The organism is Pantoea sp. C8B4 (genome assembly GCF_051336905.1).
Taxonomy (GTDB): Bacteria; Pseudomonadota; Gammaproteobacteria; order Enterobacterales; family Enterobacteriaceae; genus Pantoea; species Pantoea rwandensis_B.
Genome location: NZ_JBGMNK010000005.1, coordinates 238,061 through 263,041, shown reverse-complemented (window position 1 = coordinate 263,041; position 24,981 = coordinate 238,061). Strand labels below are relative to the sequence as shown.

Annotated in this window: 25 protein-coding genes; 11 read left to right on the top strand and 14 right to left on the bottom strand. The window is 53.2% G+C overall.

What is annotated here, in order from left to right; translation table 11 throughout:
• Window positions 1-52: 52 nt before the first annotated feature.
• Both tsaB and ACCW76_RS09150 read right to left on the bottom strand, forming a co-directional pair.
• A complete protein-coding gene (gene tsaB, locus ACCW76_RS09155) occupies window positions 53-751 on the bottom strand; it encodes a tRNA (adenosine(37)-N6)-threonylcarbamoyltransferase complex dimerization subunit type 1 TsaB (RefSeq protein ID WP_200536812.1) in 699 nt (232 codons plus the stop codon).
• A gap of 52 nt (window positions 752-803) precedes the next feature.
• Entirely contained in the window at window positions 804-2,714 is a 1,911-nt protein-coding gene (locus ACCW76_RS09150; protein ID WP_436338374.1) for an ATP-dependent DNA helicase, read from the bottom strand.
• 123 nt (window positions 2,715-2,837) lie between these two features.
• On the opposite strand from ACCW76_RS09150, the gene ACCW76_RS09145 reads away from it, so the two are divergent.
• Window positions 2,838-3,182: a RidA family protein gene (locus ACCW76_RS09145; protein ID WP_045816070.1), complete on the top strand. Its 345-nt coding sequence runs from the start codon at window positions 2,838-2,840 to the stop codon at window positions 3,180-3,182.
• A gap of 12 nt (window positions 3,183-3,194) precedes the next feature.
• Here the strand turns inward: ACCW76_RS09145 and ACCW76_RS09140 are convergent, their stop codons facing one another.
• Complete coding sequence (locus tag ACCW76_RS09140) at window positions 3,195-3,380, bottom strand: YoaH family protein (protein ID WP_034828730.1); 186 nt, start codon at window positions 3,378-3,380, stop codon at window positions 3,195-3,197.
• A 110-nt stretch (window positions 3,381-3,490) separates the two neighbouring features.
• Here ACCW76_RS09140 and pabB point away from each other — a divergent pair, with 110 nt between their 5' ends.
• From pabB to ACCW76_RS09120, 4 genes are all read left to right on the top strand, one after another.
• Complete coding sequence (gene pabB, locus ACCW76_RS09135; protein ID WP_436338373.1) at window positions 3,491-4,849, top strand: aminodeoxychorismate synthase component 1; 1,359 nt, start codon at window positions 3,491-3,493, stop codon at window positions 4,847-4,849.
• Window positions 4,850-5,419: a CoA pyrophosphatase gene (locus tag ACCW76_RS09130; RefSeq protein WP_200536809.1), complete on the top strand. Its 570-nt coding sequence runs from the start codon at window positions 4,850-4,852 to the stop codon at window positions 5,417-5,419. It abuts the gene before it with no gap.
• A 191-nt stretch (window positions 5,420-5,610) separates the two neighbouring features.
• On the top strand, window positions 5,611-6,975 hold the full coding sequence (locus ACCW76_RS09125; protein ID WP_045816068.1) for an L-serine ammonia-lyase: 1,365 nt from the start codon (window positions 5,611-5,613) through the stop codon (window positions 6,973-6,975).
• 219 nt (window positions 6,976-7,194) lie between these two features.
• Window positions 7,195-8,757, top strand: a complete 1,563-nt coding sequence (locus ACCW76_RS09120) for an EAL domain-containing protein (RefSeq protein ID WP_160833634.1) — start codon at window positions 7,195-7,197, stop codon at window positions 8,755-8,757.
• A gap of 389 nt (window positions 8,758-9,146) precedes the next feature.
• On the opposite strand, the gene ACCW76_RS09115 is transcribed toward ACCW76_RS09120, so the two are convergent.
• On the bottom strand, window positions 9,147-10,712 hold the full coding sequence (locus ACCW76_RS09115; protein WP_034828721.1) for a TerC family protein: 1,566 nt from the start codon (window positions 10,710-10,712) through the stop codon (window positions 9,147-9,149).
• A gap of 511 nt (window positions 10,713-11,223) precedes the next feature.
• On the opposite strand from ACCW76_RS09115, the gene manX reads away from it, so the two are divergent.
• From manX to ACCW76_RS09095, 4 genes are all read left to right on the top strand, one after another.
• Window positions 11,224-12,189, top strand: a complete 966-nt coding sequence (manX, locus tag ACCW76_RS09110) for a PTS mannose transporter subunit IIAB (RefSeq protein ID WP_436338372.1) — start codon at window positions 11,224-11,226, stop codon at window positions 12,187-12,189.
• 57 nt (window positions 12,190-12,246) lie between these two features.
• Window positions 12,247-13,047 (top strand): PTS mannose/fructose/sorbose transporter subunit IIC, encoded by an 801-nt coding sequence (locus tag ACCW76_RS09105; protein WP_436338371.1) that lies wholly within the window; start codon window positions 12,247-12,249, stop codon window positions 13,045-13,047.
• Between the two features lie 14 nt (window positions 13,048-13,061).
• Window positions 13,062-13,907, top strand: a complete 846-nt coding sequence (locus ACCW76_RS09100) for a PTS mannose transporter subunit IID (protein ID WP_038646579.1) — start codon at window positions 13,062-13,064, stop codon at window positions 13,905-13,907.
• Window positions 13,908-13,999: 92 nt separating this feature from the next.
• Window positions 14,000-14,458, top strand: a complete 459-nt coding sequence (locus tag ACCW76_RS09095; protein WP_045816065.1) for a DUF986 family protein — start codon at window positions 14,000-14,002, stop codon at window positions 14,456-14,458.
• Here the strand turns inward: ACCW76_RS09095 and rlmA are convergent.
• The 5 genes from rlmA to ACCW76_RS09070 all read right to left on the bottom strand — a co-directional run bounded on the left by rlmA (window position 14,455) and on the right by ACCW76_RS09070 (window position 17,600).
• Complete coding sequence (rlmA, locus tag ACCW76_RS09090; protein ID WP_436338370.1) at window positions 14,455-15,261, bottom strand: 23S rRNA (guanine(745)-N(1))-methyltransferase; 807 nt, start codon at window positions 15,259-15,261, stop codon at window positions 14,455-14,457. The two genes, ACCW76_RS09095 and rlmA, sit on opposite strands and share 4 nt — an antisense overlap.
• A 139-nt stretch (window positions 15,262-15,400) precedes the next feature.
• Entirely contained in the window at window positions 15,401-15,610 is a 210-nt protein-coding gene (gene cspE / locus ACCW76_RS09085; RefSeq protein ID WP_034828712.1) for a transcription antiterminator/RNA stability regulator CspE, read from the bottom strand.
• A gap of 83 nt (window positions 15,611-15,693) precedes the next feature.
• Window positions 15,694-15,768 (bottom strand): DUF2627 domain-containing protein, encoded by a 75-nt coding sequence (locus ACCW76_RS09080; protein ID WP_128599124.1) that lies wholly within the window; start codon window positions 15,766-15,768, stop codon window positions 15,694-15,696.
• A gap of 527 nt (window positions 15,769-16,295) precedes the next feature.
• Window positions 16,296-17,306, bottom strand: coding sequence for an MBL fold metallo-hydrolase (locus tag ACCW76_RS09075; protein WP_436338369.1), 1,011 nt, complete (start codon window positions 17,304-17,306; stop codon window positions 16,296-16,298).
• An 18-nt stretch (window positions 17,307-17,324) separates the two neighbouring features.
• Window positions 17,325-17,600, bottom strand: coding sequence for a YebO family protein (locus ACCW76_RS09070; protein ID WP_034828707.1), 276 nt, complete (start codon window positions 17,598-17,600; stop codon window positions 17,325-17,327).
• 218 nt (window positions 17,601-17,818) lie between these two features.
• Between ACCW76_RS09070 and ACCW76_RS09065 the strand changes: the two genes are divergently transcribed.
• On the top strand, window positions 17,819-18,055 hold the full coding sequence (locus ACCW76_RS09065) for a YobH family protein (protein ID WP_034828706.1): 237 nt from the start codon (window positions 17,819-17,821) through the stop codon (window positions 18,053-18,055).
• A gap of 36 nt (window positions 18,056-18,091) precedes the next feature.
• On the opposite strand, the gene kdgR is transcribed toward ACCW76_RS09065, so the two are convergent.
• Window positions 18,092-18,883 carry a DNA-binding transcriptional regulator KdgR gene (kdgR, locus tag ACCW76_RS09060; RefSeq protein WP_045816061.1) on the bottom strand — a complete coding sequence of 264 codons (792 nt, stop codon included), beginning with the start codon at window positions 18,881-18,883 and terminating at the stop codon, window positions 18,092-18,094.
• A gap of 193 nt (window positions 18,884-19,076) precedes the next feature.
• On the opposite strand from kdgR, the gene ACCW76_RS09055 reads away from it, so the two are divergent.
• Window positions 19,077-20,459, top strand: a complete 1,383-nt coding sequence (locus ACCW76_RS09055; RefSeq protein ID WP_045833089.1) for an MFS transporter — start codon at window positions 19,077-19,079, stop codon at window positions 20,457-20,459.
• Between the two features lie 52 nt (window positions 20,460-20,511).
• On the opposite strand, the gene htpX is transcribed toward ACCW76_RS09055, so the two are convergent.
• The 4 genes from htpX to ACCW76_RS09035 form a co-directional block, all read right to left on the bottom strand.
• Complete coding sequence (gene htpX / locus ACCW76_RS09050; protein ID WP_038646563.1) at window positions 20,512-21,393, bottom strand: protease HtpX; 882 nt, start codon at window positions 21,391-21,393, stop codon at window positions 20,512-20,514.
• A gap of 218 nt (window positions 21,394-21,611) precedes the next feature.
• The gene (gene prc / locus ACCW76_RS09045) at window positions 21,612-23,651 is read right to left on the bottom strand and encodes a carboxy terminal-processing peptidase (protein ID WP_034828701.1); all 2,040 of its coding nucleotides are present in this window, start codon (window positions 23,649-23,651) and stop codon (window positions 21,612-21,614) included.
• A gap of 19 nt (window positions 23,652-23,670) precedes the next feature.
• Window positions 23,671-24,351: an RNA chaperone ProQ gene (gene proQ / locus ACCW76_RS09040; RefSeq protein ID WP_038646559.1), complete on the bottom strand. Its 681-nt coding sequence runs from the start codon at window positions 24,349-24,351 to the stop codon at window positions 23,671-23,673.
• Between the two features lie 96 nt (window positions 24,352-24,447).
• The gene (locus ACCW76_RS09035) at window positions 24,448-24,948 is read right to left on the bottom strand and encodes a GAF domain-containing protein (protein ID WP_436338368.1); all 501 of its coding nucleotides are present in this window, start codon (window positions 24,946-24,948) and stop codon (window positions 24,448-24,450) included.
• Between the last annotated feature and the right edge of the window lie 33 nt (window positions 24,949-24,981).

Genomic DNA, 24,981 nt, shown 5'->3' with positions numbered 1-24,981 from the left:
CTCCTGTTATTTCTCAGTTAGACTGGGCGCTTACGGAATAGTTGCGTCACACTTATCGGCCCGGCAACTTTTTCCATGCCACTTCGTTACGCAGGTACACTGGCTCAGCATTTTCCACTGCTACAACCTCATCGCGCTGCCAGGCACTCAGTGCCAGCGGCAGCATATCCTCGGCTGCCGGCAGCGTCACCTCCGTGGTCACTAAGGTTGCGCCGGTCGAGCTTAACAGATGCGGATAAGCTGCCCAGCCGGTGCCCACCGTTGCCCATTCGCCGCTTAACTGGGCGATGCGCGCCTGTGCATCTTCGGGTTTCAGTACGGCTTCCGAGTCCGCACCTTGCCATTCACCGTTAGCATCACGCTGATATTCGGCCCAGTAAACTTCGCCCATGCGCGCGTCAATGGCGGCCAGCACGCGTTCAGCGCCGGTTAAGCGCCATGCGCCCTGAGCCATGGTTGCGAGAGAAGATACGCCGATCATCGGCAAGTTCGCACCCAGCGCCAGCCCTTGCGCGATACCAATGCCAATGCGCACGCCAGTAAAACTGCCTGGCCCACGGCCGAACGCCAGCGCATCGAGTGCCGTCAGCGCCAGCTGCTGCGCCTGCAACAGCTCTTGTACCAGCGGTAAGATACGTTGGGTGTGATCGCGCGGGGCGATTTCAAAGCGGGCATCGATCTGCTGCTGATTGAGCAGCGCGGCAGAACAGGCTTCTGTCGCCGTGTCCAGAGCTAAAATTCGGGCGGACATAACAACCTCTGAAAGTCAAAATGGCGCGCATCTTAACACAGCCTGGCACAAATTAGTGCTTCTCTGGCTGGCGGACGAAGGCGATGGCGCGCTGTAAATCGCGGGTGCGCGGCGTGGGTGGCAGACTATTAAGGAACAACCCGCCGTACGGACGCGATACCAGACGCTGATCGCAAATCACCAGCACACCCCGGTCTTCCGTGTCGCGGATTAAACGGCCGACACCCTGCTTCAGGGTGATCACGGCATCCGGCAGTTGCACATCATTGAAGGGGTCGCCGCCGCGCAGCCGGCAGTCTTCCATGCGCGCTTTGAGCAGCGGATCTTCCGGCGAAGTAAACGGCAGCTTATCGATAATCACCAGCGACAGTGCATCCCCGCGCACATCGACGCCTTCCCAGAAACTGCTGGTCGCCACCAGTAAGGCGTTACCGGCTTCAAGGAACTGCTTCAGCAACTGGCCTTTGCTGGTTTCTCCCTGCAACAACACGGGTAAGGTCATCGAGGCACGAAATTCGGCGGCCAGTTCGCGCATCATCTTGTGGGAAGTACAGAGGAAGAAGCAGCGTCCTTTATTGGCATCGATCAGCGGTTTCATCATCCGCGCCAGCTGACGGGCACCGCCGGGTTGATTCGGCTCCGGCATATTGCGTGGCACACACAACAGCGCCTGCTGCGTGTAATCGAAGGGACTGTCGAGAATCATAGTGGTGGCTTTATCCACCCCTAAACGACTGGAAAAATGACTCATCTGCTCATTCACTGCAAGGGTCGCGGAGGTGAATACCCAGGCGGCTTTACGGTTGTCCATCACTTCACGAAAACGCTCTGCCACCGATAGCGGCGTTAACGCCAGTGTAAAGTGGCGGCTGGTGCACTCATACCAGTAGCTGAAGCCCGGTTCATCAATGGCGCGCAGGCGTTTCAGACGGGTGCGATACAGTGCCGCGCGCTCGAATGCCGCATCCAGTAACGCCGAACGTCCCAGCGACAATTTGATGACGTCGTAGCAAAGTTCCAGCGCATCATCCAGCAAGGTCAGCATACGCATGATGTTGTTGTCGCTCAGCAGGTCACGCAGATTGCCGCGAAAACCCGGCTCGCCCAGTATTAAGCGGAAATCCTGCGCGCACTGTGCCAAACGGTCGGCTGATTTCTGCAACTGCTGCACGTCGCGCACTTCAGTGCGATAGGCAATAATGATGTCTTTGGCGAGATCCTGCAGTTGGCGGCTCGACAGTTGCTGACCAAAGTATTGACTGGCGATATCGGGTAACTGATGCGCTTCATCGAAGATCATCACATCCGCCTCTGGGATCAGTTCGCCAAAACCGCCCTCTTTGACCACCAGATCAGCAAGGAACAGATGATGGTTCACCACCACCACATCGGCATCCATGGCTTTCTTACGCGCTTTCACCACAAAGCAATCTTTATAGAGCGGGCAGTCGCTGCCCAGGCAATTATCGTTGGTGCTGGTGACATACGGCCAGATGGGACTGTCTTCCGCGACGCCGGAACAGTTGCTGACGTCACCATCCGAAGTTTGATTTGACCAGCTGCGCACGTTAATCAAATCCCCGAGCGCCTGTACTGTCAGATCGCCACCCGTTTGATTTTGCTGCTCCAGACGTTCGAGGCATAAATAGTTGGAACGTCCCTTCAGCAGAGCGGTTTTACCGCTGAACTTCAGGGCACGAGCGATGGTGGGCAAATCGCGGTTATACAGCTGATCCTGCAAAGCTTTAGAGCCGGTTGAGATAATGACCTTTTTTTTCGCACGCAGTGCGGGCGCCAGATAGGCGTAGGTTTTACCGGTCCCGGTGCCGGCTTCGACCACCAGCTCACCGCCTTTCTTCACCGCTTCCATGACCGCTTGCGCCATTTCACGCTGCGCGGCACGCGGTTTGAAACCTGGAATAGCCTGCGCCAGCGCGCCATCAGCTGCAAAATCGTCTGCCACACATCCTCACCGATTGGTCAAAAACACTGTAATTATGTCAGGATTCCCGTGAGGCGACCACAACAGATGACAGCGCCCTACTGGATATGGCAGGCTAGCGCAGCGAAATTACAGGAGAACACCATGACCATTACGCGTATTGATCCCGCACCCCGCATGTCAGAAGCCGTTGTACATAACCAGACCGTCTATTACACCAGCGTGCCCGAAAATCTGGATGCCGATGCCGAAGCGCAAACCGCCAACGCGCTGGCGGTGATTGACGCGATTCTGACTCGTGTCGGATCAGACAAAAGTAAGATTCTTGATGCCACAATTTTCCTGGTCGATAAAGCCGATTTCCCGGCCATGAATCGTGCATGGGATGCGTGGGTTTCACCTGACAACGCACCGGTACGTTGCACCGTGCAAGCCGACTTGATGAATCCAAAATACAAAGTGGAAATCAAAATCATCGCTGCGCTGTAACCCTTTCGGGCGTTATTCGTCTTCTTCGTCGTCTTCGAACATCGCCCGAATCGATTCACCCTGATAGCTCTGACGGATCTCGTGCGCCACCTGCGCAATCGCCTGACCACTCGCCATGCCACCTGCCATCAATTCCTGGATACGTTCCACAGCTTGCTGCTGCTGTTCATGAGATAAAGCGGGAAGACCTGTAAACATTATTTGCTCCTGGTGCAAAAGGGAACGCATTATTCCACGCGGAACAAACAGGTGCCAGCAACAAAAAAATGTGCCAGGCTACGCGCCTGCTTGTTGGATTAATTAGCCCGATGATCGTAAAAACCCTTAACCTGAAGTATACGCCGGATGCGCTGTTGCACCGTTTTTCTGCGCTTGCTCATCGTCCCTGGGCGATGTTGCTCACCTCTGGCCATGCCGACCATGCCGATAATCGTTTTGACATTTTAACGGCGGATCCCCGTGCCACGCTCACCACGCGCGGTGAGATGACGGAAATCGACTGTGATGGCAAGGTGATACTCTCCGCCGAGGATCCACTGCACCTGGTACAGCAACAGTGCGAGATGCTGGGCGCGACTCCCCTGTTTGATGCTGACCTGCCTTTCCAGGGCGGCGCGCTGGGTTTGTTTGGCTACGATCTGGGACGCCGCTTTGAAATCTTACCGCAGCGCGCGGAGCAGGATTTGGCGACGCCGGATATGGCAGTCGGCATCTACGATTGGGCTTTGATCGCGGATCATCATCAGCAAAAACTCACCCTGATTTCACTCACCGATGCCGGGCAACGCTGGCAGTGGCTGCAGGCGCAGGCGATTCCGCAGCCTAAAGGGTTTTCACTGACCAGCGACTGGCAGTCAAACCTCAGTTTTGATGAGTACGCCGCGCGTTTTGCACAGGTTCAGCACTACATTCAAGCCGGTGATTGTTATCAGGTGAACCTGGCTCAACGCTTTCAGGCTCGCTATCACGGCGACGAGTGGCTGGCCTTTTTACGACTCAACAGCGACAACCGCGCGCCCTTCAGTGCGTTTATTCGCTTGCCTAAGAGCGTCATTCTTAGCCTGTCGCCGGAACGTTTTCTCTCGCTACAGCAGCAGGAGATTGAGACACGCCCGATCAAAGGCACTTTGCCGCGCTTAGCCGATCCAGAAGCCGATCGCGCACAAGCAGAGAAACTGGCCCATGCGGAAAAAGATCGCGCCGAGAACCTGATGATTGTCGATTTGCTGCGTAATGACATTGGCCGCGTGGCAGAACCCGGCAGCGTTAGCGTCCCTGAGTTGTTTGTGGTGGAACCGTTCCCGGCGGTGCATCATCTGGTGAGCACCGTGCGAGCGCGACTACCTCAGCATCTCGGTGCAACCGATCTCCTGCGCGCCTGTTTCCCCGGCGGCTCCATTACCGGTGCACCAAAAATTCGCGCGATGGAGATTATTGAGGAACTGGAACCGCAACGCCGCAACGCCTGGTGCGGCAGCATCGGTTACATCAGCCTGTGTGGTCGCATGGATACCAGCATCACCATCCGCACGTTAATCGCTGAAAATCAGCATCTTTATTGTGCGGCAGGCGGTGGCCTGGTGGCGGATAGTGATGTGGAGCTGGAATATCAGGAGACCTTCCACAAGGTCAATCGTATCTTGCCCAGCCTGAGCGGCGAGGTGTAAATGAGCCTGACGCTTGACCAGTTCCTGAACCGCTTTGTCATGCAACCCCCTGTGAGTGCGCCCAAAAGCGTTATCAGCGGAAGACGGGCGGCCGTGCTGGTGCCCGTAATAGACGGTGCTGAACCCGGGTTACTGTTGACGCGTCGCTCATCACATTTACGCAAGCATGCCGGTCAGGTAGCGTTCCCGGGCGGGATGCAGGATGCAACGGATAATTCGCTCATTCATACCGCATTGCGTGAAGCCGAAGAAGAAGTCGGCATTCAACCCGCCATGGTCAACGTTGTGGGTGTGTTACCGCCGGTCACCAGCAGCACCGGTTTTGCCGTCACGCCGGTGGTCGGCATCATTCCCGCTGGCCTGTCCCTTGATATTAATCCTGACGAAGTGGAGAGCACCTTTGCGATGCCGCTGGCAGAAGCCCTGCGTCTCAGCCGCTACAGTGGACTCACCTTGCGCCGAGGTCATCGTCAGCATCAGGTGTGGTTGTCGTGGTATGAGGATTATTTTATCTGGGGCATGACCGCCGGTATTATTCGCGCACTCAGTCAGCAAATCGCCCTTCCCTGAGTTCCACACTGCGTGTTACTTCCGCCATAAACTCGATCCACTTCACAACAGCTGAATGGGATAACTATTTCTGTGGATTATAATTAGTTTATTTCATGCGAAAAGCTGCTCGCTCAGTCACGCGGGCGATTACTATTAGCCGCATAAACGGCCTCAGCCGTGCAGAATAAGATTTGTGAGGAGTGTCACCGGTGATTAGTGTTTTTGACATGTTCAAAGTGGGCATTGGCCCATCCAGTTCACATACCGTAGGTCCGATGAAAGCGGGCAAGCAGTTTGTTGATCTGCTGGCCGAACAGGGCAAGCTGCAGGACGTGACGCGTATTGCCGTCGACGTTTATGGCTCGCTGTCGCTCACAGGTAAAGGTCACCATACCGATATTGCCATCATTATGGGGCTGGCTGGGTTTGAACCTGCCACGGTAGATATCGATAGCATTCCCGCCTTTATTAAAGATGTAGAACAGCGCGAGCGCCTGCTGCTGGCTAATGGTGCGCGTGAAGTCGATTTCCCACGCGAAGGCGGCATGGTGTTCCGCAGTGAAAATCTGTCGTTGCATGAAAACGGCATGACGGTTTTCGCCTTTGCTGGCGATCTGTTAATCCTGACCAAAACTTACTACTCCATCGGCGGCGGTTTTATCGTTGATGAAGAGCATTTCGGCCAATCCGTGTTGGATGAGGTATCCGTGCCGTATGCGTTCAACTCTGCCAAAGAGTTGTTGAGCCACTGCCATGAAAGCGGTTTGTCACTTTCCGGTTTGGTGATGAAGAATGAACTGGCGTTGCACAGTCGTGAAGACATTTATGCCTATTTCGGCAACGTGTGGCAAACCATGCAGGCCTGTATCGATCGCGGCTTAAATACGGAAGGCGTATTGCCTGGCCCACTGCGGGTGCCGCGCCGTGCAGCCTCGTTGCGTCGTTTGCTGGTGTCCTCCTCCAAACACTCCAACGATCCGATGAACGTGATTGATTGGATTAACATGTTTGCACTGGCGGTGAATGAAGAAAATGCCGCCGGTGGACGTGTGGTGACCGCGCCAACCAACGGCGCCTGCGGTATCGTGCCTGCAGTGCTGGCTTACTACGATCACTTTATTGAGACCGTGACGCCAGATATCTTCATCCGTTACTTCCTGGCTTCAGGTGCCATTGGCGTGCTGTATAAAATGAACGCCTCGATTTCCGGTGCCGAAGTGGGCTGCCAGGGCGAAGTCGGTGTGGCTTGTTCGATGGCTGCCGCTGGCCTGGCGGAATTGCTTGGCGCCAGCCCGGAGCAGGTGTGTGTCGCTGCTGAAATCGGCATGGAACATAATCTGGGATTGACCTGTGATCCGGTGGCAGGCCAGGTGCAGGTGCCGTGCATCGAACGTAATGCCATCGCCTCAGTCAAAGCCATCAATGCCGCGCGCATGGCGTTGCGCCGTACCAGTGAGCCGCGAGTTTCGCTGGATAAGGTGATCGAAACCATGTACGAAACCGGTAAAGATATGAATGCCAAATACCGTGAAACCTCCCGCGGTGGTCTGGCGATCAAAGTTCAATGTGATTAACGAGGTATGTCGAAAAAATAATCAATTGAATTATTTTCTGCATCTCACGCTACCTCCTGGTGAGTAAACCAGATACATTAATTTGCGCGCGGCCCTTAGTGGCCGCGCTGTTTTTTAGTGCCGCTTTTTTTCTCTGCGCTGCGCTAAACCTGGCCGCCTCCATGCCGATAACCTACACGTTAATTTGGCTTCAATTTTTGTTTTGCAAGGTGGTTACTGATGCTCATTCCCCAGCAATTTGTTGGTCAATTTCGCCGTAAGCGTTTGCTTATTGCGTTGGTGATCGCGGCGCTGGTTCTGATTCTCACGCTGACTTTTCGTTATATCGAAGAGAAATCGCGTATTGAGCAGCAGTCACTGAATTTTGCCAGCCGCGCCATTGAGCGCTTTGACCGTATGTTCTCCCCGCTGGATGTGTCCGCCAACAACACGCTTGGGCTGGTTGGCGTACCTTGCGCACAAGTTCGCTATCCGTTGATCGAAAAGATTTCTTCATTGCAGACCGTGCGCACCATTCTGCTGGTGCAGGACGACAGTATTTACTGCTCCAGCATTTACGGTCCGCGCAATATTTCTTTTAGTCAGACCTACCCGGAATTAGCAATTAACAATCAGCGCATGATGCTGACCACGGATAACTACCTGCTGAAGGGTTCACCGGTATTGCTGCTGTGGACGCCCAAATCGCTGGATAATCGCGATGGGCTGCTGCAGGTTATCAATGTGGAATTGATGACGAATTATTTGCTGGAGCCGCAGTTACCCTGGGTCGAACGGGCCATTTTTAATGTCGGCGGACAGAGTCTGGAATATGGTAATCCGCTGATTGAAGAGACAGAGCCATCGGAAGATGAAGTGGCTTTCGATCAGGCTTCACTGCGTTACCCCTACAGCATTACCTTGTATGGCCCTTCTCCGGCACGTCTGGCGTTGCATACGCTGCCTTCCCAATTGCCGCTCGCGGTGTTGCTGAGCTTGCTGATGGGTTATATCGTTTGGTTAGCCACCGCGAACCGCATGAGCCTCAGTTGGCAAATCAGTTATGGCATTACCGCGAATGAATTTATGGTGTACTGTCAGCCGCTGATCAATGCCAAAAGTGGTGAGTGCGATGGCATGGAGTTGCTGCTGCGTTGGCATAATGCGCGTCAGGGTTGGGTTGCGCCGGATGTGTTTATCCCGCTAGCTGAGCGTCAGAACCTGATAGCGCCACTGACGCGCTTTGTGTTAGCAAAAGTGGTGGATGAGTTGCCCAACCTGCCGCAGTGTTCCTCTTTCCATATTGCGATTAACGTTGCCGCCAGCCATTTCCGCGATCGTGCGATTGTCGAGGATCTGCAAAGCATCTGGTGGCCCGCTAACCCGCTGCCAAAGCTGGTGGTCGAGTTGACTGAGCGTGATGCCTTGCCGGTGATCGATCAATCTGTGGTATCGCAGCTTCATGAGATCGGCGTACGTCTGGCGATCGACGATTTCGGCACTGGTCACAGTTCCCTCGCCTACCTGAAAGACCTGAAGCCAGACGTGCTGAAAATTGACAAGATTTTCACTGCGGCCATCGGCACCGATGCGATTAACGCCACGGTAACCGATATGGTGATTTCGCTGGCGCAGCGTTTGAACATTGCGTTAGTGGCTGAGGGCGTGGAAACCGCTGAGCAGGCACACTATCTGCGTGAGCGCGGCGTGGATCATTTACAGGGCTATTATTACGCCCGTCCAATGCCAATCGAAGATTTCCCTGTGTGGCTGGAACAGCATCAGGCGCATCTTAGGGCCTGATGTTGGGTTGGACTGCTGTGTCTGAGGGTGCGTTCGATGACTGTGTCTGAGGGTGCGTTCGATGGCTGTGCCTGAGGGTGCGTTCCAGCCGGTAAAGGGGGATGTTCCGTAAAGACGGCGTGAATACATCCCTGTAGCCTCGGACGCCGCATCCCTGCGGCGTACGCTTTACTCCTCATCCCCCTTTACCGGCTTCATTTGGCATTTTTGCGGTCTGCATAACGCTATATTGAGGACGGGTTATTCGCTTTTGCGCGTTTAACATACTGGTTCATCACATCTTCGCCGGTGAGCAAGTGCAATGGGTCGCGCCATCCAGGACGGGTCACTAAATAAAAAAAGGCCGACATCATGGATGTCGGCCTTTTCGATGACAATTAACTTAGCGCTTACGCCTCATGCTCTTCGTCTTCATGCGGCTTATCTTTGGTTACGCGCACCAGGTCGATACGATAATCGGTAGCCTCGATGATTTGGAAGTGCAGCGGCGGCAGGTCGATGATCTCACCAGGCTGCGGCAGTTGGCCTTTCTGGGCAATCAACAGCCCCGCCAGCGAGGCATGATCCTCTTCCCTGTCTACCAGCTCATGGTGGTCAAGCAACTGCTGCAGTGAATGCAGATCGGTACCGCCCTTCACTAACCAGCCATCACCATCCGCGATAATATCGGGCGTTTCATCTTCATCCGGGAACTCACCGGCAATCGCTTCCAGCACGTCCAGCGGGGTAATCAAACCTTGCACCACACCAAATTCGTTGGTGACGATGACAAAGCTGCCTTTAGCACGGCGCAGCACGCCCAGCAGGTTGATCGGATCCAACGTTTCAGGCACCACTATCGCCGGAGTGGTAGCAGCAAACGTCGCCACGTCCATACCATGCTCCAGCGCCACCAGCAGTTCTTTGGCACGTACCACACCGATGATCTCATCCAACTCACCTCGGCACACCGGGAACAAACTGTGCGGCGTGTCGAGCAGCTGAATACGAATTTCATCCACTGGACGTTCGGCATCCACCCATGAAATGTTTCCGCGTGGCGTCATGATGCTGCGAATTGAGCGCTGTGACAGCGTCAACACGCCGTTGATCATATAACGCTCTTCGTCTTTAAATGCTTCCTGTGGCATCGCCTGCGTCAGCGAAGCTTCTTCTGTGGTCACCGGCTGATGACGCTGGCGCCCCCCCATCAGGCGCAAAATCGCTTCGGCGGTGCGTTCACGCATCGGCCGATGTTCCTGGTGGCGAATAAAGTTACGGCGCGCAATTTGGTTGAACAGCTCAATAACAATCGAGAAGCCAATTGCGGCGTACAGATAGCCTTTCGGAATGTGGAAACCAAAGCCTTCCGCCACCAATGACAAACCAATCATCAGCAGGAAGCTTAAGCAAAGCACCACGACCGTCGGATGGGCATTGACGAAATTGGTCAACGGCTTCGAAGCCAATAGCATCACACCCATGGCGATCACTACGGCCGTCATCATTACCGGCAGATGGTTCACCATGCCCACCGCAGTAATCACCGCATCGAGCGAGAATACCGCGTCCAGCACCACAATCTGGATCACCACGGCCCAGAAGCTGGCATAACCTTTGTTGCCCTGATGTTCCATGCCGCGGTTTTCCAGCCGCTCATGCAGTTCCATGGTTCCTTTGAATAACAGGAACAAACCACCGAACAACAGAATTAAATCTCGCCCGGAAAAACTGAAATCGCCTACGCTGAATAGGGGTCGCGTCAATGTCACGATCCAGGAAATCAGCGACAGCAGGCCTAATCGCATCACCAGGGCAAGGGATAAACCAATCAGACGCGCTTTATCACGCTGTTTCGGTGGCAACTTGTCGGCAAGGATAGCGATGAACACCAGGTTGTCGATGCCGAGAACGATCTCCAGCACGATCAGCGTTAGCAAACCCGCCCAAATTGAGGGGTCGAAGAGAAATTCCATCAATGACTCCTTACAACACAGAGGGGCGAACGAGATTGAGCCTGCGCTGTGAAGCGAGACGAGAGATCGTTAGCAAATGAGGTCACGCTGAAGAGCGTTGTAGTGTGCGCCAGAAAGCGCTGAGAACATGTTGAGCGACGTCGGTGACGGTCCATATAGGTGAGCTGAAGCCCGATACTCCTGAATATTAAACAGAACGCTAATGTATCAGTTACATCAACAACGTCAAAAAAATTTATTACATTTACAAACAACTGCACAAACGCAGGAATAGTGAACATAAATGCAATTTTGCAGCGTTACGCTCGAAATAGCTGACAAACATCACATAAATTATTTTTTCGCACACTAAAATAAATCGCGACCTTACTGCTGTGCAGCGGACAGTTTCGGAATATTTATTGATGCGACTCTTCATCTTAGACCCAAACGATCCACCTGAATCAACAACGGTAATTCTCAATGATTCCCGGCAATGCCAGAGAATCTCTCATGCGAACGGAGGTAGCAAGTGACCATTGCTATTGTAATTGGTACACATGGCTGGGCGGCAGAACAGTTGCTTAAAACAGCAGAAATGTTGTTGGGTGAGCAGGAAAATGTCGGATGGATTGATTTCGTGCCCGGCGAAAATGCAGAAACGCTAATCGAAAAGTATCAGGCGAGACTGGCAGAACTCGACACGTCGAAAGGCGTGCTGTTCCTGGTGGATACCTGGGGCGGCAGTCCATTTAACGCGGCCAGCCGCATTGTGGTGGATAAGCCGGATTATGATGTCATCGCCGGGGTGAATATCCCGATGCTGGTGGAAACCCTGATGGGGCGCGATGACAACCCATCCTTTGAGGAATTGATTCACATTGCCGTGGAAGCCGGTCGCGAAGGCGTTAAAGCCCTGAAGACCGAAACCCCTACCCCGGAAGCTGTAGCACCGGTTGCCGCAAAAGCCCCGGCGCAACCGCAAAAGCCTTTGGCGCCAGGCGAGCACATGAAGATCGGTCTGGCCCGTATCGATGACCGTTTAATTCACGGCCAGGTGGCAACCCGCTGGACCAAAGAGACCAACGTCACGCGCATCATTGTCGTTAGCGATGAAGTCGCCAACGATCACGTGCGTAAAACGCTGCTGACCCAGGTGGCACCGCCGGGCGTAACCGCCCACGTGGTCGACATCGCCAAAATGATCCGGGTGTGGAACAACCCGAAATACGGTCGTGACCGCGTGATGCTGCTGTTTACCAATCCTACCGATGTGGAACGGATTGTTGAACAAGGCGTCGATATCAAATCGGTCAACATCGGCGGCATGGCATTCAAACAGGGTAAAACCCAGGTCAACAACGCCGTTTCGGTCGATCAGAAGGACATTGAAGCCTTCCGTAAACTGAATGAACGCGGTATCGAACTGGAAGTTCGTAAAGTTTCAAACGACCCAAGACTGAAAATGATGGACCTGATTGCCAAGGTCAATCAGTAGTTCGCTTTTGCCTGCGCTGGCGGGCGAATACTTGAGACCTTGCTGAGGAGAAAAGCAATGGAAATAACCACGCTACAAATCATCCTGATATTTATTGTGGCTTGTATTGCCGGGATGGGATCGATACTTGATGAGTTCCAGTTCCACCGTCCACTGGTGGCCTGTACCTTGATTGGTGCGGTTCTGGGTGACATGAAAACCGGTATCATCATCGGTGGTACCCTGGAAATGATCGCGCTGGGCTGGATGAACATCGGTGCGGCGGTTGCACCTGATGCGGCACTGGCCTCCATCATTTCGACCATTCTGGTTATCGCAGGTGGCCAAAGCGTTGGTGCGGGTATCGCACTGGCGATTCCACTGGCGGCAGCCGGTCAGGTGCTGACCATCATCGTCCGTACCATCACTGTTGCCTTCCAGCACGCTGCCGATAAGGCCGCCGAGAAAGGCAATCTGAGCGCCATCAGCTGGATTCACGTCTCTGCACTGGTATTGCAGGCGATGCGTATTGCCATTCCAGCCCTGATCGTGGCGATTTCAGTGGGTACCAGCGTGGTACAGGAACTGTTGAACTCCATTCCAGAAGTGGTCACCAACGGTCTGAACATCGCCGGTGGCATGATCGTCGTCGTGGGTTACGCGATGGTCATCAACATGATGCGCGCAGGCTACCTGATGCCGTTCTTCTATCTGGGCTTTGTGACGGCGGCCTTCACCAACTTCAACCTGGTTGCTCTGGGCGTGATTGGTGTGGTCATGGCGGTGCTGTATATCCAGCTGGCGCCGAAATATAACCGTACAGCAGGCGCGGCCGCTGCCGGTCCTGCACACAATGACCTCGACAACGAACTCGACTAGGAACAGGTGAAATCATGGTTGATACAACTAACACGCAAAAGAAACTCACCCCGAGCGACGTCCGTGGTGTGTTCATCCGCTCTAACCTGTTTCAGGGTTCATGGAACTTTGAACGTATGCAGGCGCTGGGCTTCTGCTTCTCGATGGTACCGGTGATTCGTCGCCTCTATCCTGAGAACAACGACGATCGTAAACAGGCCATTAAGCGTCACCTGGAGTTCTTCAACACCCATCCATACGTGGCTGCACCTGTGCTGGGCGTTACCATGGCGATGGAAGAGCAGCGTGCTAACGGCGCGGCGATTGATGATGCCGCAATTAACGGTATTAAAGTCGGCCTGATGGGACCGCTGGCGGGGGTTGGTGACCCAATCTTCTGGGGTACCGTTCGCCCGGTGTTTGCTGCACTCGGTGCCGGTATCGCGATGAGCGGCAGCCTGCTCGGCCCCCTGCTGTTCTTCATTCTGTTTAACGCCGTGCGTATGCTGACGCGTTATTACGGTGTGGCGTATGGTTATCGCAAAGGCGTGGATATCGTCAGCGATATGGGTGGCGGCTTCCTGCAAAAGCTTACGGAGGGGGCGTCGATTCTCGGCCTGTTTGTCATGGGGGCGCTGGTCAACAAGTGGACACACGTGAACGTGCCGCTTGTGGTGTCGCGCATTACCGATCACACCGGCAAAACCACCGTGACGACCGTTCAATCGATCCTCGATCAGCTGATGCCGGGCTTAATCCCGCTGCTGCTGACCTTCGGCTGTATGTGGCTGCTGCGCCGTAAAGTTAACGCACTGTGGATTATCGTGGGCTTCTTTGCCCTGGGTATCTTTGGTTACTGGATCGGCCTGCTCGGTCTGTAATCATCTCGCCGGGGGCTTTGGCTCCCGGCCGTTTTAAGCGAGGTTACCTGAGCGCCAACGTTGAGGTAAATTCGGTTGAGGAAGAAAATGTAATGTCACTGACTGACGCTCTGATTGCCCTGCTGATCTTCGCCTTCGCCCTGTTCGCGATTTACGATGACGCTATCCTGCCGCGGCGCAAGGGGCCGACCAAACTGCGTGTCGCGCTGCGTCGTCGCCATAAAATCGACAGCGGCATTTTTATCGTGTTACTGCTGATTCTGCTGTGGAATAACGTCAGCAACCATGGCCCCCAACTCACCACCACGCTGCTGATGGTGTTGTGCTTTATGGCCATCTGGCTATTCTGGCTACGCACGCCGAAATTGTTGATGAAGACCGAGGGACTGTTCTTCGGCAGCGTGTGGATCGACTATCGTCGCATTCAAAGTATGAACTTGTCTGAGGATGGCATTTTAGTCATGCAGCTGGAACAGCGTCGCCTGCTGATTGCAGTGCAACAGCTCGACGATCTGGAACGTATCTACAATACGCTGGTGGAAGCGCGTTAAGCGCGCTGCCATAGCGTCAGCATGAAGTCGGCGTCGCAGCTAAAGGTATCGGCTGCCGCCAGTGTCTGCCAGACTTCTTCGCGCGCACGCCAGGCAAAAGGCGTCATCTGCAGCAAGCTCACCGCTTCGGCCCCATTTAACGTCATCTCATAACGCAGGTTGTGTTGCTCGACCTGCCTGAAACCTTCGTAAGCCTTTTCTTCTGCCGCGTGCAGCTGCACTTCACGATAAATCAGCGCTTTGAACTGCTGCAGATGATGTGGGCCAGGTGTCACCGTCAGTAGATAGCCGCCCGCTTTGACGACGCGACTCAATTCCGCTTCGTTGCAAGGAGCGTAAATGCGCACAATGCTATCCAGCGAGGCGTCAGCAAAAGGTAAACGTTGACTGGAGGCGACACAGAATTTCACCGCACGATAGCGTTTAGCCGCCATGCGAATCGCCGCTTTCGCCACATCAAGGCCAAATAACTGTGCTTGCGGAAGCGCTTGCGCCATTGTTGCAGTGTAATAACCTTCACCACAGCCAATATCCAATACCTGAGCAGCCTTGCCATTCAGACGCTGCGCCAGATGTTGCGCCACCGAATCGCGCAAGGGTTGATAGTGTCCGGCATCAAGAAATACACGGCGTGCCAGCAGCATTTCCGCACTGTCACCCGGTTCCTTTGAGCCTTTATGCTGCACCGGCAACAAATTGACGTACCCTTCTTTCGCCTGATCGAATTGGTGACCGGCATCGCAGCGGAAGCTGTTAGCTTGCTGGTGCAAATGTTGCTGGCAAAGTGGGCAAATCAAAGACATAGACAACTCCGGGTTCACGATTCGCGCGCAGTTTACCCTGATCGTCTGGCAACAGAAAGGATAAAAGAAAAGCCCCGGTCAGAGACCAGGGCTTTACAATTCGTGTCAGCGGCGCATGGCACCGAGTCTGAAAACGAAATCAGATAGCAGTTACGTTTACTGCAGCTGGACCTTTCTGGCCGTCCTGAATTTCGAACTCAACAGCCTGGCCTTCAGCCAGAGTTTTGAAGCCGTTACCCTGGATTGCAGAGAAGTGTACGAACACATCTTTGCTGCCGTCAGCAGGAGTAATGAAACCAAAACCTTTAGACTCGTTGAACCACTTAACCTGACCTTTAATCTTTGCCATTTTTGCAAATTCCTTTGATTGTTTATATTGCCCGAAGGCAGTCTTACAGATAAACCAGAGACGTTACTGAATGAGGCACTAATTTAAGGTTCGGCAAGGAAGCGGAATTCAACGTCAACGTCTTTACTCGTAACTTCTTTACTGAAGATGCCATACATAAACAGAACTGTACCTCGTTTGACCCAAGAGTCGTTATCACATATCCGCAAATTAATGGCAAGCCATTTTTAAACGGTGATCGACATGACGCACATAATTGGCCGTTGCTCTGCACTCTTCTGCCATTAGCATATTGACAGATGACGGAATAACTGCACAAAAAATTGTTATATGTCAGAGTAGTTAGCGCCAGTACTTACATTAGTCAAGCGTAGCGACGCAACTTAAACCAGCACAATTAAAGCGGTCAAGACTACGCAAAAAGTATTGCATTAATATGGCATTGATAAAATATTTCGCCAAAAAATTAACGTGGAATGCAACATTCGTGCACTGTGCAAAACTTGTACAGCCAGATTTATTAAGTACAAGTCATTAATTGTTTTGCACCAAAATCAGGAAAATATAAGCGCTCTTGCCCCAAATATATGCACGCTCGTTTTGGCGGTTATCTTATTTTTAACTAACGACTCTACAATTAAATGTTAAAAAAACGCACTGCGACACTTGATTTAACAAATCGGGCTTAGGACACATCTGAATCGCTATTCTGCAGGCTTCGGCTGGTGCCTATTCTCCAAGGCATAAAGCGGGAGTCCAGTTCTCCCACGGATTGCATTGCTTGCGCCAAAGCGGCAGGGGGTTCATCTAAAGGATCATCCGCCAGCTCAAACACACCCCAGTGGATCGGCAGCGTTAACGGACGCCCTATCGCCTGCCATAAACGCACCGCCTGATCGGGATCCATATGTTGACCGCGCATGAACCATTTTGGTGCATAAGCGCCAATGGGCAACGCGGCAAGATTAAAGGGCCCGAGACGTTCAGCAATTTCTAACAGGTTTTCGCTATAGCCACTGTCACCTGAAAACCAAAAATTCACACTCTGGTTTCGCACCACCCAGCCGCACCACAGTGAGCGATTGCGATCCCAGAAAGTTCGCATGCTCCAGTGTCGCGCGGGTACGGCAGTCAACGTCACTCCTGCGATATCAATGGATTGCCACCAGTCGCGTTCGGTGACATGACGTACGCCACGTTTGCGGCACCAGGTTCCCATCCCCAGCGGCACAACAAATTGCGCTTCCGGGAAATGACGTGCGATGCGCTTTACCGTAGGCCGATCGAGATGGTCGTAGTGATTGTGCGAAATCAGTACCACGTCGAGATGTGGCAACTGTGCAACATGGAGAGGAGCGGGCGTTTTACGCTGTGGTCCAGCAAACGGCAGCGGTGAAGCACGCGCAGAGAGTGCCGGGTCGATGAGAATATAGCGGCGATTGAGCCGCATCAACACGGCGGCATGACCTAACCACCAGATGCGATCGTCATCACCACCCAGATCGCTTTCCTGACACCAGCGGGCAATAAATGCCGGATAACCAGCCTGAGGCGGCAGCGGCAAATGGCCCGCTTTGCGCTCCCGCCGCCAGCGCTGCAAATCCCCTGGCTGGCGCAATTCCGGTTCCGGGTTGCGGAAACCTTCTGGCGTGTGATGCGCCAGCGCTGCGTCGTACCAGGGATTTTGCCAGGCCATTACTGCTCCATCATGTTTTTAACGTTCTGGAATCATACGGATGAAGTCGCGCTGTTCTACGGCGTCTTCTTCCTCCTGCTGTTTTGCTGTGGCAGGTTGAGCATCCGCCAGGCGGCGCAACAATGCATTCTGTTTTTTCTGCTCTTCCAGCAGTGCTTCCAGCAAACGAATCTGTTCACTGGCGCGCATGCTGGCCCGGTTAACGAAGAACCAGGCTATCAAGGCCACAACAATAATGATGGCCAGTACACCATAACTGAACAGCGGACTGGTATTTGCGGCTAACTCGTTCATAACTGCCTCTATTGTCAAACATAAAACACTTACACCGCCGCTGATTCTACTCGTTGTGTGCGGAAAAGATAATGGTTGCCGGTGGAAAGCAGATTATCCCGCATCTTGATGGCTTTCAGTTATCTCTGATCGATTTCATGAGCAGGACGCGTCATGCTGCTACTATAGAAATCGCAGCGACTTCAGGATAGCTGCGTTGTGTATCACAAGGAGATAAAATGAAACTATTCATTCGGGCGATAATCGTGGTGGCAGTGGTCTGGTTAGGGATGCTGTTCACCGGCTATGGCGTTCTCACCGGAAGCAACAAAAACGCCGCAGGACTGGGCTTACAGTGTAGCTATCTCACTGCACGCGGCATGATCACCGCGCAGTATCTGCATACCGACAGCGGTATCGTGGGTGTTACCGATTGCCCACTGCTGAAGAAAAGTGGCGAAGTGGTAGATAATTAGTCATTCAAACGGGCTGGCGACAGCCCGTTCTGCTATTCAGAATGGGTAGTTGTGGTAACCCAACTGATCAGAAATATTGCGCGCAGCACGATGCAGCATCGCCACATATTCGTTTTTTGCTTCTTCAGAGAATCGGATTGTCGGGAACGAGATGCTCAATCCAGCAATCACCACGCCGAAGCGGTCGAAAACCGGCACGGCAATACAGCGTAAGCCCTCTTCCTGCTCTTCGTTATCTTCACCGAAGCCCTGCACTTTTACCTGATCTAATACCTCAAGCAACGCTTCTGCACTGACGATGGTGTTTGCGGTGCTGCGACGAAATTCAACTTCGCTCAGGAGCTCCTGAACTTCAGTGCGATCGCGCCACGCCAGCAATACTTTACCGATGGCGGTGGTGTGCAGCGGGTTACGACGCCCGATGCGCGAGTACATGCGCAGGTTATACAGTGAATCGATTTTATGGATATAGACAATGCTGTCTTCTTCCAGCGCACCCAGATGGATAGTTTCTTTGGTCAAACGCGACAGTTCTCGCATTTCGACATCAGCACTACGAATCAGGTCGACGTTTTGTAGTGCCTTGGCACCCAATTCAAACAGCTTGAGCGTCAGCGAATATTTCTCACTTTCCCCTTCCTGCGCCACGTAACCCAATGATTTCATGGTTTGCAGAAAGCGGTAAACCGTGCTTTTTGACATCATCACGCGTTGCGACAGTTCGGTGATACCATGATCACGATCTTCGCCTAACGCCTGCAAAATGCCGAACACTTTCATTACCGAAGAGACGGAGTCTGGCTGTTTATCGTTATCACTGCTCGCCATTGCGCGTATCCTTTTTTGACGGTGTTTCAAAAAAAACGGAACAGAAGCGCCATTATATGCGTTTCAGCCCAACGGCGGCAACGACTGGCACTCAGCGACACATTCCTTCGTAATTTTTTGTCAATGAATGCGGTGCTTTCCGTCACAAAATTGATTAGCATGATGATATTCACTTCCTTCATTTATTTCATTTATGTCCCCTACAGTCTCTCAGGATGGATTACCTGTTCCGCAGCGGTACGGCGCGATTATCACTATTGCGTTAGGCATCATGATGGCAGTGCTGGATGGTGCCATTGCTAACGTCGCGTTACCCACCATTGCGCGCGAACTGAATGCCAGTCCGGCGGAATCAATCTGGATTGTTAACGCCTACCAAATCGCCATTGTTATCTCGTTACTGTCGCTCTCCTTTCTCGGCGATATGCTGGGTTATCGCCGTGTTTATCAGGTAGGGCTGGCGTTGTTTATCGCCACTTCATTGTTCTGCGCCCTCTCCTCTTCACTCAATATGCTTACCGTGGCGCGTATCCTGCAGGGTTTTGGCGGCGCGGCACTGATGAGTGTGAACACAGCGCTGATTCGTATTATCTATCCGCAGCGTTTTCTCGGCCGCGGTATGGCGATTAACTCGCTGATCGTCGCGGTATCGAGCGCTGCGGGCCCAACGGTGGCTGCCGCGATTCTCTCCATCGCCAGCTGGAAATGGTTATTCCTGATCAACGTGCCGCTGGGCATTGTGGCATTGTGGCTAGCGCTGCGTTTTCTGCCGGATAACACGCAGAAAGCCAAACAGCAGAAGTTTGATATTCCCAGCGCCATCATGAACGCACTGTTCTTTGGCCTGCTCATATCGGCCCTGAGCGGATTCTCACAGGGGCAGGATCACTGGCTCATTCTGGCGGAAGTCGTAGCACTGGTGTTGGTGGGCGTGGTGTTTGTTCGTCGTCAGTTGGCGATGCCTGTTCCGCTGCTGCCGGTGGATTTGCTGCGCATCCCCATTTTTTCGTTGTCGATGTGCACTTCTATTTGCTCGTTCTGCGCGCAGATGCTGGCAATGGTTTCATTGCCGTTCTTCCTGCAAAACGTGCTGGGACGGGATGAAGTAGCGACCGGTTTGCTGCTCACCCCCTGGCCGCTGGCCACCATGGTGCTAGCACCGATTGCTGGCCGGTTGATTGAGAAAGTCCATGCGGGATTATTGGGTGGCCTGGGGCTGGCGATGTTTGCGGCGGGTCTGTTCTTACTGGCACTGCTGCCTACACAACCCACTGATATTGATATTATCTGGCGAATGATGCTTTGCGGTGCGGGCTTTGGCCTGTTCCAGTCGCCGAATAATCACACGATTATCTCCTCTGCCCCGCGCCATCGCAGCGGTGGCGCCAGCGGTATGTTAGGGACGGCGCGTTTGGTCGGTCAGAGCAGTGGTGCCGCACTGGTTGCCTTGATGTTCAATCTGTTTAACGACAGCGGAACACATGCATCACTGGTTTTAGCGGGTAGCTTCGCCACGGTGGCAGCCGTCGTCAGTATGTCGCGGATGACGCAATCGAGTCAGACGGTGAAGTCATAAAACAACAAAGGTGCCCAATTGGGCACCTTTGTTTATTGCAACAGCTAAACCATTATTTCAGATAGTCACCGTTACGCAGCGCTTCGATACGCTTATCGAGCGGCGGATGCGACATAAACAATTCGCTCAACGATTTGCTTTTGCCGTTAATGCAGAATGCCATCATGCTGCTTGGCTCCTGCGGCTCGTAGCTGGTTTTCAAACGCTGCAGAGCGGCAATCATCTTCTCGCGGCCCACCAGTTTGGCTGAACCCGCATCCGCGTGGAATTCACGGTGACGTGAGAACCACATGGTGATGATGCTGGCGAGAATGCCGAACACCAGTTCCAGCACGGTCGCGACCGCAAAATAGACCAGCGGGTTACCGTTGCTGCTCTCTTCACCGTCACGGTTACCCGACAGGAAGCCCGACGCCACCTGCGCGATAATACGCGAAATGAAGATCACGAAGGTGTTCACCACACCCTGAATCAGCGTCATGGTGATCATGTCACCGTTAGCGATGTGGGCGATTTCGTGCGCCAGTACCGCTTCCGCTTCATCACGGCTCATGTTCTGCAGCAAGCCGGTTGAGACCGCAACCAGTGAGGCATCACGACGTGCACCGGTCGCAAAGGCGTTAATGTCTGGCGCGTGATAGATCGCCACTTGCGGCATCGCAATGCCGGACTGTTGAGCCTGGCGACTGACGGTATCCATCAGCCAGCGTTCTGTCTCGTTACGGGGTTGTTGAATCACTTCACCGCCGACGGAGCGCAACGCCATCCATTTAGACATCAGCAGTGAAACAAACGCACCGCCAAAGCCAAACAGACCTGCCATAATCATCAGACCCTGAACACTGCTTGACTGAATTCCTGTCAGACTCAGAATCAGTCCGAATACCAACATCACCGCCAGGTTGGTGACCAGGAAAAGCGCAATACGCATCATAAACGTTAATCTTCCTCAGTTGTGCTCGCGCTCATGCGCGGATATACATCCTATGTCCATTGCGCAGGTTTTCAAGCAACCTTAATCTTTAAGTGTCTAAAAAGACATAACTTTACATTTGGTAATGATGTGCGCAAATCGGCCCATTAGCCACAATGAACAATACCTTTGGTGCAAAAAAAAACACCGCCGGAGCGGTGCTTTTATTCAGCGAAAATTTATTTCGCGCCTTCTGCAGCAGGCTGGGTTTTCTCCAGCTGCGCCATGTCATTGGCAATTTTCACGGTTTCGTCCAGATACGGGTCTGGCTCTTTGTAGTCTTTCGGCAAATCTTCAATGCTCTTCAGCGGGGCTTTGCCTTCCGCCTGATAGCGCGCGTTAATGCGTTCCAGACGCAGTGCATCATCTTCGTGGTTCTCTTTCTCACGTTGAGCAAGATTGAGCGACACGATATTGCGTTTGTCTTTCATCGCGTCAAAGCGCGCAATATCTTTCATGATGTACTGGAACTCGCGATCTTTAGCGATACGATCGGCGTGCTCTTTGGTCAGCTGCGGTACCAGCGCGGTGATATCACCGGTTTTGGTGTAAGTCGCGGCATTCACGCTATCCCATGGCAGCGCGTTGTCCTCAAACTTCTCACCCGTTTCCGCCGCTTCTACGCCAGTTGGCATCAGCAGGTCCGGCGTGACGCCTTTACGCTGTGTACTGCCACCGTTAATGCGATAGAACTTCTGGATGGTGTATTGCACTGAACCCAGCGCCGGCCATTCAGGACGCAGCATCTGATCATAGATGCGGTTCAGCGAACGATACTGCTGGACGGTGCCTTTACCAAAGGTCGGTTCACCAACAATCAGCGCACGGCCGTAATCCTGCATCGCAGCGGCAAAGATTTCGGATGCAGAAGCACTGAAACGATCGACCAGCACCACCAGCGGACCTTTGTAATAAACGATACCGTCGTTATCACTGTCCTGGCGCACGCGACCATTATTGTCACGTACCTGCACCACTGGGCCACTTGGAATAAACAGACCAGACAGTGATACCGCTTCGGTGAGAGCACCGCCGCCGTTGGTACGCAGGTCGATCACAATACTGTCGACGTTCTGCTTCTGCAGTTTTTGCAGCTGCACTTTTACATCGTCAGTCAGACCAACGTAGAAGCCTGGAATATCCAGTACGCCGACTTTCTCTTTACCGACGTTATGTACGGTGCCTTTCACTGCGCGATCTTCCAGACGGATCTTTTCACGCGTCAGTGTCACGGTGCGGGTTTTGGTGCCTTTACCAGCAGGCAGGATTTCCAGGCGTACTTTACTGCCTTTCGGTCCTTTGATTTTGGACACCACATCATCCAGACGCCAGCCAATCACATCTTCCATTGGCTTGCCTGGCTGAGCAACACCGACAATACGGTCGCCCACGCTGATGGATTTACTCTTCGCAGCCGGTCCACCGGCCACCATGGAGTTGATGACCGTGTAATCATCGTCCATCTGCAGCACGGCACCAATACCTTCAAGAGACAGGCTCATTTCGGTATTGAACTGTTCGGTATTGCGTGGCGACAGATAGTTAGTGTGCGGGTCGATTTCATGCGCGAAGGCGGTCATCGCCAGCTGGAACACATCTTCACTGTTGCTCTGCGCCAGGCGACGAATGGCAAAGTTGTAACGCTTAGTCAGCGTTTCACGAATCTCTTTGTCATCTTTGCCGGCCAGTTTCAGGCTCAGCTCGTCATATTTGACTTTGGCATCCCACAGCGCGTTCAGCTCATCGCTGTTTTTCGGCCAGGGTGATTTTGCACGGTCAATGTCGATGGTGTCATTGCCGGTGAAATTCATCGGGCGATTCAGCACGCTCAGCGCATATTGATAGCGCTCGAAGCGGCGTTTCTGCGCCAGATTGTAGAGATCGTAGAACACATCCAGCTTACCGCTGCGCAGTTCATCACCCAACGTGGTTTTCTTATCAGCGTATTGCGCGATGTCTGAAGCCAACAACACGTTATGGTTGTAGTCGAGCAGATTCAGGTAGCGATCAAAAATTTTCGCAGAGAAATCCTGATTCAGATCGAACTGGCGATAGTGAGAACGGGTGAAACGCGAAGTGACGCGTTCACTGACGGTAGGATGCTGCGGGTCTTCATGTAACTGTGGAATCTGGTCGGCGCGGGTAATGTTATCTGCGCCAAAGGTGGGGCCTGCTAACAGCAGGCCCGCGATCATACCGATCTTTAAAATGTTGTTCATGCCGAGGTCAGCCTCCGTTTCAGAACTGCAAGTGTTCTGCGCGCACAATCATTGCCATGCCGGAAGCGAGCTGCACCCGAACGCCATCCTTGGTGATTTCAAGAATGGTGGCGTCCATTGCACTTTTGCCTGCTTTAACTTTGATGTTCTGGCCGGGTTGCAAAGTTGAGGTATCAGTGACAGGTTTAGCTCGCGGTGGGCGCGGTGCAGCAGTACGTTCTGCTGATGCGGCACGCGGTGCCTGTGGACGAGGCTTGCGTGGTGCTTCGCCTTCAGCCGCTTTGCGAGGAGCAGGTTTACGAGGACGACGTTCAGCGGTCTCTTCACCGGCTTCGCGTTTCTTCGCTTTTTGCTGATCGCGCTGCGCCTGAACGCGCGCTTTGGCTTCTTCCAGCTGCTTGCGCGCATGTTCAACGTGTTGTTCGTCCAGCACGCCACAGGCGTTGCCATCGAGATCAACACGGATTGCACCCGCTTTAATGCCGTACAGGTAACGCCAGCTTGAGGTATAAAGGCGCAAGGCTGAACGCAGTTGCGTCTTGCTCAGGCTGTTTTCACCCTGAACGCGCTCAACCAGATCCTGGAAGATACCGATTTTAAGCGGACGCGCTTCACCTTCGGCGCTAAAACATTGCGGAAAACGTTCCGCCAAAAAGGCGATCACTTCTTTACTGCTATTCAACTTAGGTTGATTTTCCATGAAATTTCCTGATTACTACGGGTTTGCCGACCAGAGCAGGCATGAACAGGCGACATTATAATGACAACATCGCCAAATGCTATGTGATCCAGTCGATTAGCTGCGTGACAGTTGAATAAATTTTTCGATGTCACTGCCCGCCAGCACTTCACAAAGCCCGTCGGTAAGGGCCACCAGCCCCGCTTCATCCTCACTATCAAAGCGAGAATAAACCGTACTATCAATGTCTAGCACACCGACAATGGTGCCATTCACTTTCAGAGGAATCACGATTTCAGCGTTGCTGGCCGCATCACACGCGATATGGCCAGGGAACGCATGCACATCCTCAACGAGCTGTACTTTATCCTCTGCAATCGCTGTGCCACAAACCCCTTTGCCCACCGGAATGCGTACGCAGGCAATTTTGCCCTGGAACGGGCCCAGCACCAGCGTATTCGGCTCGGTAAGCAAGTAGAATCCTGCCCAGTTCACGCCTTCCAGGCGTTCAAACAACAGCGCACTGCAATTACCCAGTGCTGCCAGGAAAGAGGTTTCGCCCGCTAACAGTGCACGGACATCGCGATTTAAATCCTCATAAAAGGCTTTTTTGTTCATTGTTTAACCATAACTCGTCACTGTCGTGAGCTT

What these genes read in the sequence shown, in the direction of transcription:
- ACCW76_RS09095 (WP_045816065.1), top strand. Translation starts at nt 14,000, where the DNA reads ATGTCACTGACTGACGCTCTGATTGCCCTGCTGATCTTCGCCTTCGCC.
- cspE (WP_034828712.1), bottom strand. Translation starts at nt 15,610, where the DNA reads ATGGCAAAGATTAAAGGTCAGGTTAAGTGGTTCAACGAGTCTAAAGGT.
- rlmA (WP_436338370.1), bottom strand. Translation starts at nt 15,261, where the DNA reads ATGTCTTTGATTTGCCCACTTTGCCAGCAACATTTGCACCAGCAAGCT.
- ACCW76_RS09115 (WP_034828721.1), bottom strand. Translation starts at nt 10,712, where the DNA reads ATGGAATTTCTCTTCGACCCCTCAATTTGGGCGGGTTTGCTAACGCTG.
- ACCW76_RS09140 (WP_034828730.1), bottom strand. Translation starts at nt 3,380, where the DNA reads ATGTTTACAGGTCTTCCCGCTTTATCTCATGAACAGCAGCAGCAAGCT.
- ACCW76_RS09070 (WP_034828707.1), bottom strand. Translation starts at nt 17,600, where the DNA reads ATGAACGAGTTAGCCGCAAATACCAGTCCGCTGTTCAGTTATGGTGTA.
- ACCW76_RS09105 (WP_436338371.1), top strand. Translation starts at nt 12,247, where the DNA reads ATGGAAATAACCACGCTACAAATCATCCTGATATTTATTGTGGCTTGT.
- ACCW76_RS09055 (WP_045833089.1), top strand. Translation starts at nt 19,077, where the DNA reads ATGTCCCCTACAGTCTCTCAGGATGGATTACCTGTTCCGCAGCGGTAC.
- ACCW76_RS09120 (WP_160833634.1), top strand. Translation starts at nt 7,195, where the DNA reads ATGCTCATTCCCCAGCAATTTGTTGGTCAATTTCGCCGTAAGCGTTTG.
- prc (WP_034828701.1), bottom strand. Translation starts at nt 23,651, where the DNA reads ATGAACAACATTTTAAAGATCGGTATGATCGCGGGCCTGCTGTTAGCA.
- ACCW76_RS09075 (WP_436338369.1), bottom strand. Translation starts at nt 17,306, where the DNA reads ATGGCCTGGCAAAATCCCTGGTACGACGCAGCGCTGGCGCATCACACG.
- ACCW76_RS09100 (WP_038646579.1), top strand. Translation starts at nt 13,062, where the DNA reads ATGGTTGATACAACTAACACGCAAAAGAAACTCACCCCGAGCGACGTC.
- htpX (WP_038646563.1), bottom strand. Translation starts at nt 21,393, where the DNA reads ATGATGCGTATTGCGCTTTTCCTGGTCACCAACCTGGCGGTGATGTTG.
- ACCW76_RS09130 (WP_200536809.1), top strand. Translation starts at nt 4,850, where the DNA reads ATGAGCCTGACGCTTGACCAGTTCCTGAACCGCTTTGTCATGCAACCC.
- ACCW76_RS09035 (WP_436338368.1), bottom strand. Translation starts at nt 24,948, where the DNA reads ATGAACAAAAAAGCCTTTTATGAGGATTTAAATCGCGATGTCCGTGCA.
- kdgR (WP_045816061.1), bottom strand. Translation starts at nt 18,883, where the DNA reads ATGGCGAGCAGTGATAACGATAAACAGCCAGACTCCGTCTCTTCGGTA.
- pabB (WP_436338373.1), top strand. Translation starts at nt 3,491, where the DNA reads ATGATCGTAAAAACCCTTAACCTGAAGTATACGCCGGATGCGCTGTTG.
- proQ (WP_038646559.1), bottom strand. Translation starts at nt 24,351, where the DNA reads ATGGAAAATCAACCTAAGTTGAATAGCAGTAAAGAAGTGATCGCCTTT.
- ACCW76_RS09065 (WP_034828706.1), top strand. Translation starts at nt 17,819, where the DNA reads ATGAAACTATTCATTCGGGCGATAATCGTGGTGGCAGTGGTCTGGTTA.
- tsaB (WP_200536812.1), bottom strand. Translation starts at nt 751, where the DNA reads ATGTCCGCCCGAATTTTAGCTCTGGACACGGCGACAGAAGCCTGTTCT.
- ACCW76_RS09145 (WP_045816070.1), top strand. Translation starts at nt 2,838, where the DNA reads ATGACCATTACGCGTATTGATCCCGCACCCCGCATGTCAGAAGCCGTT.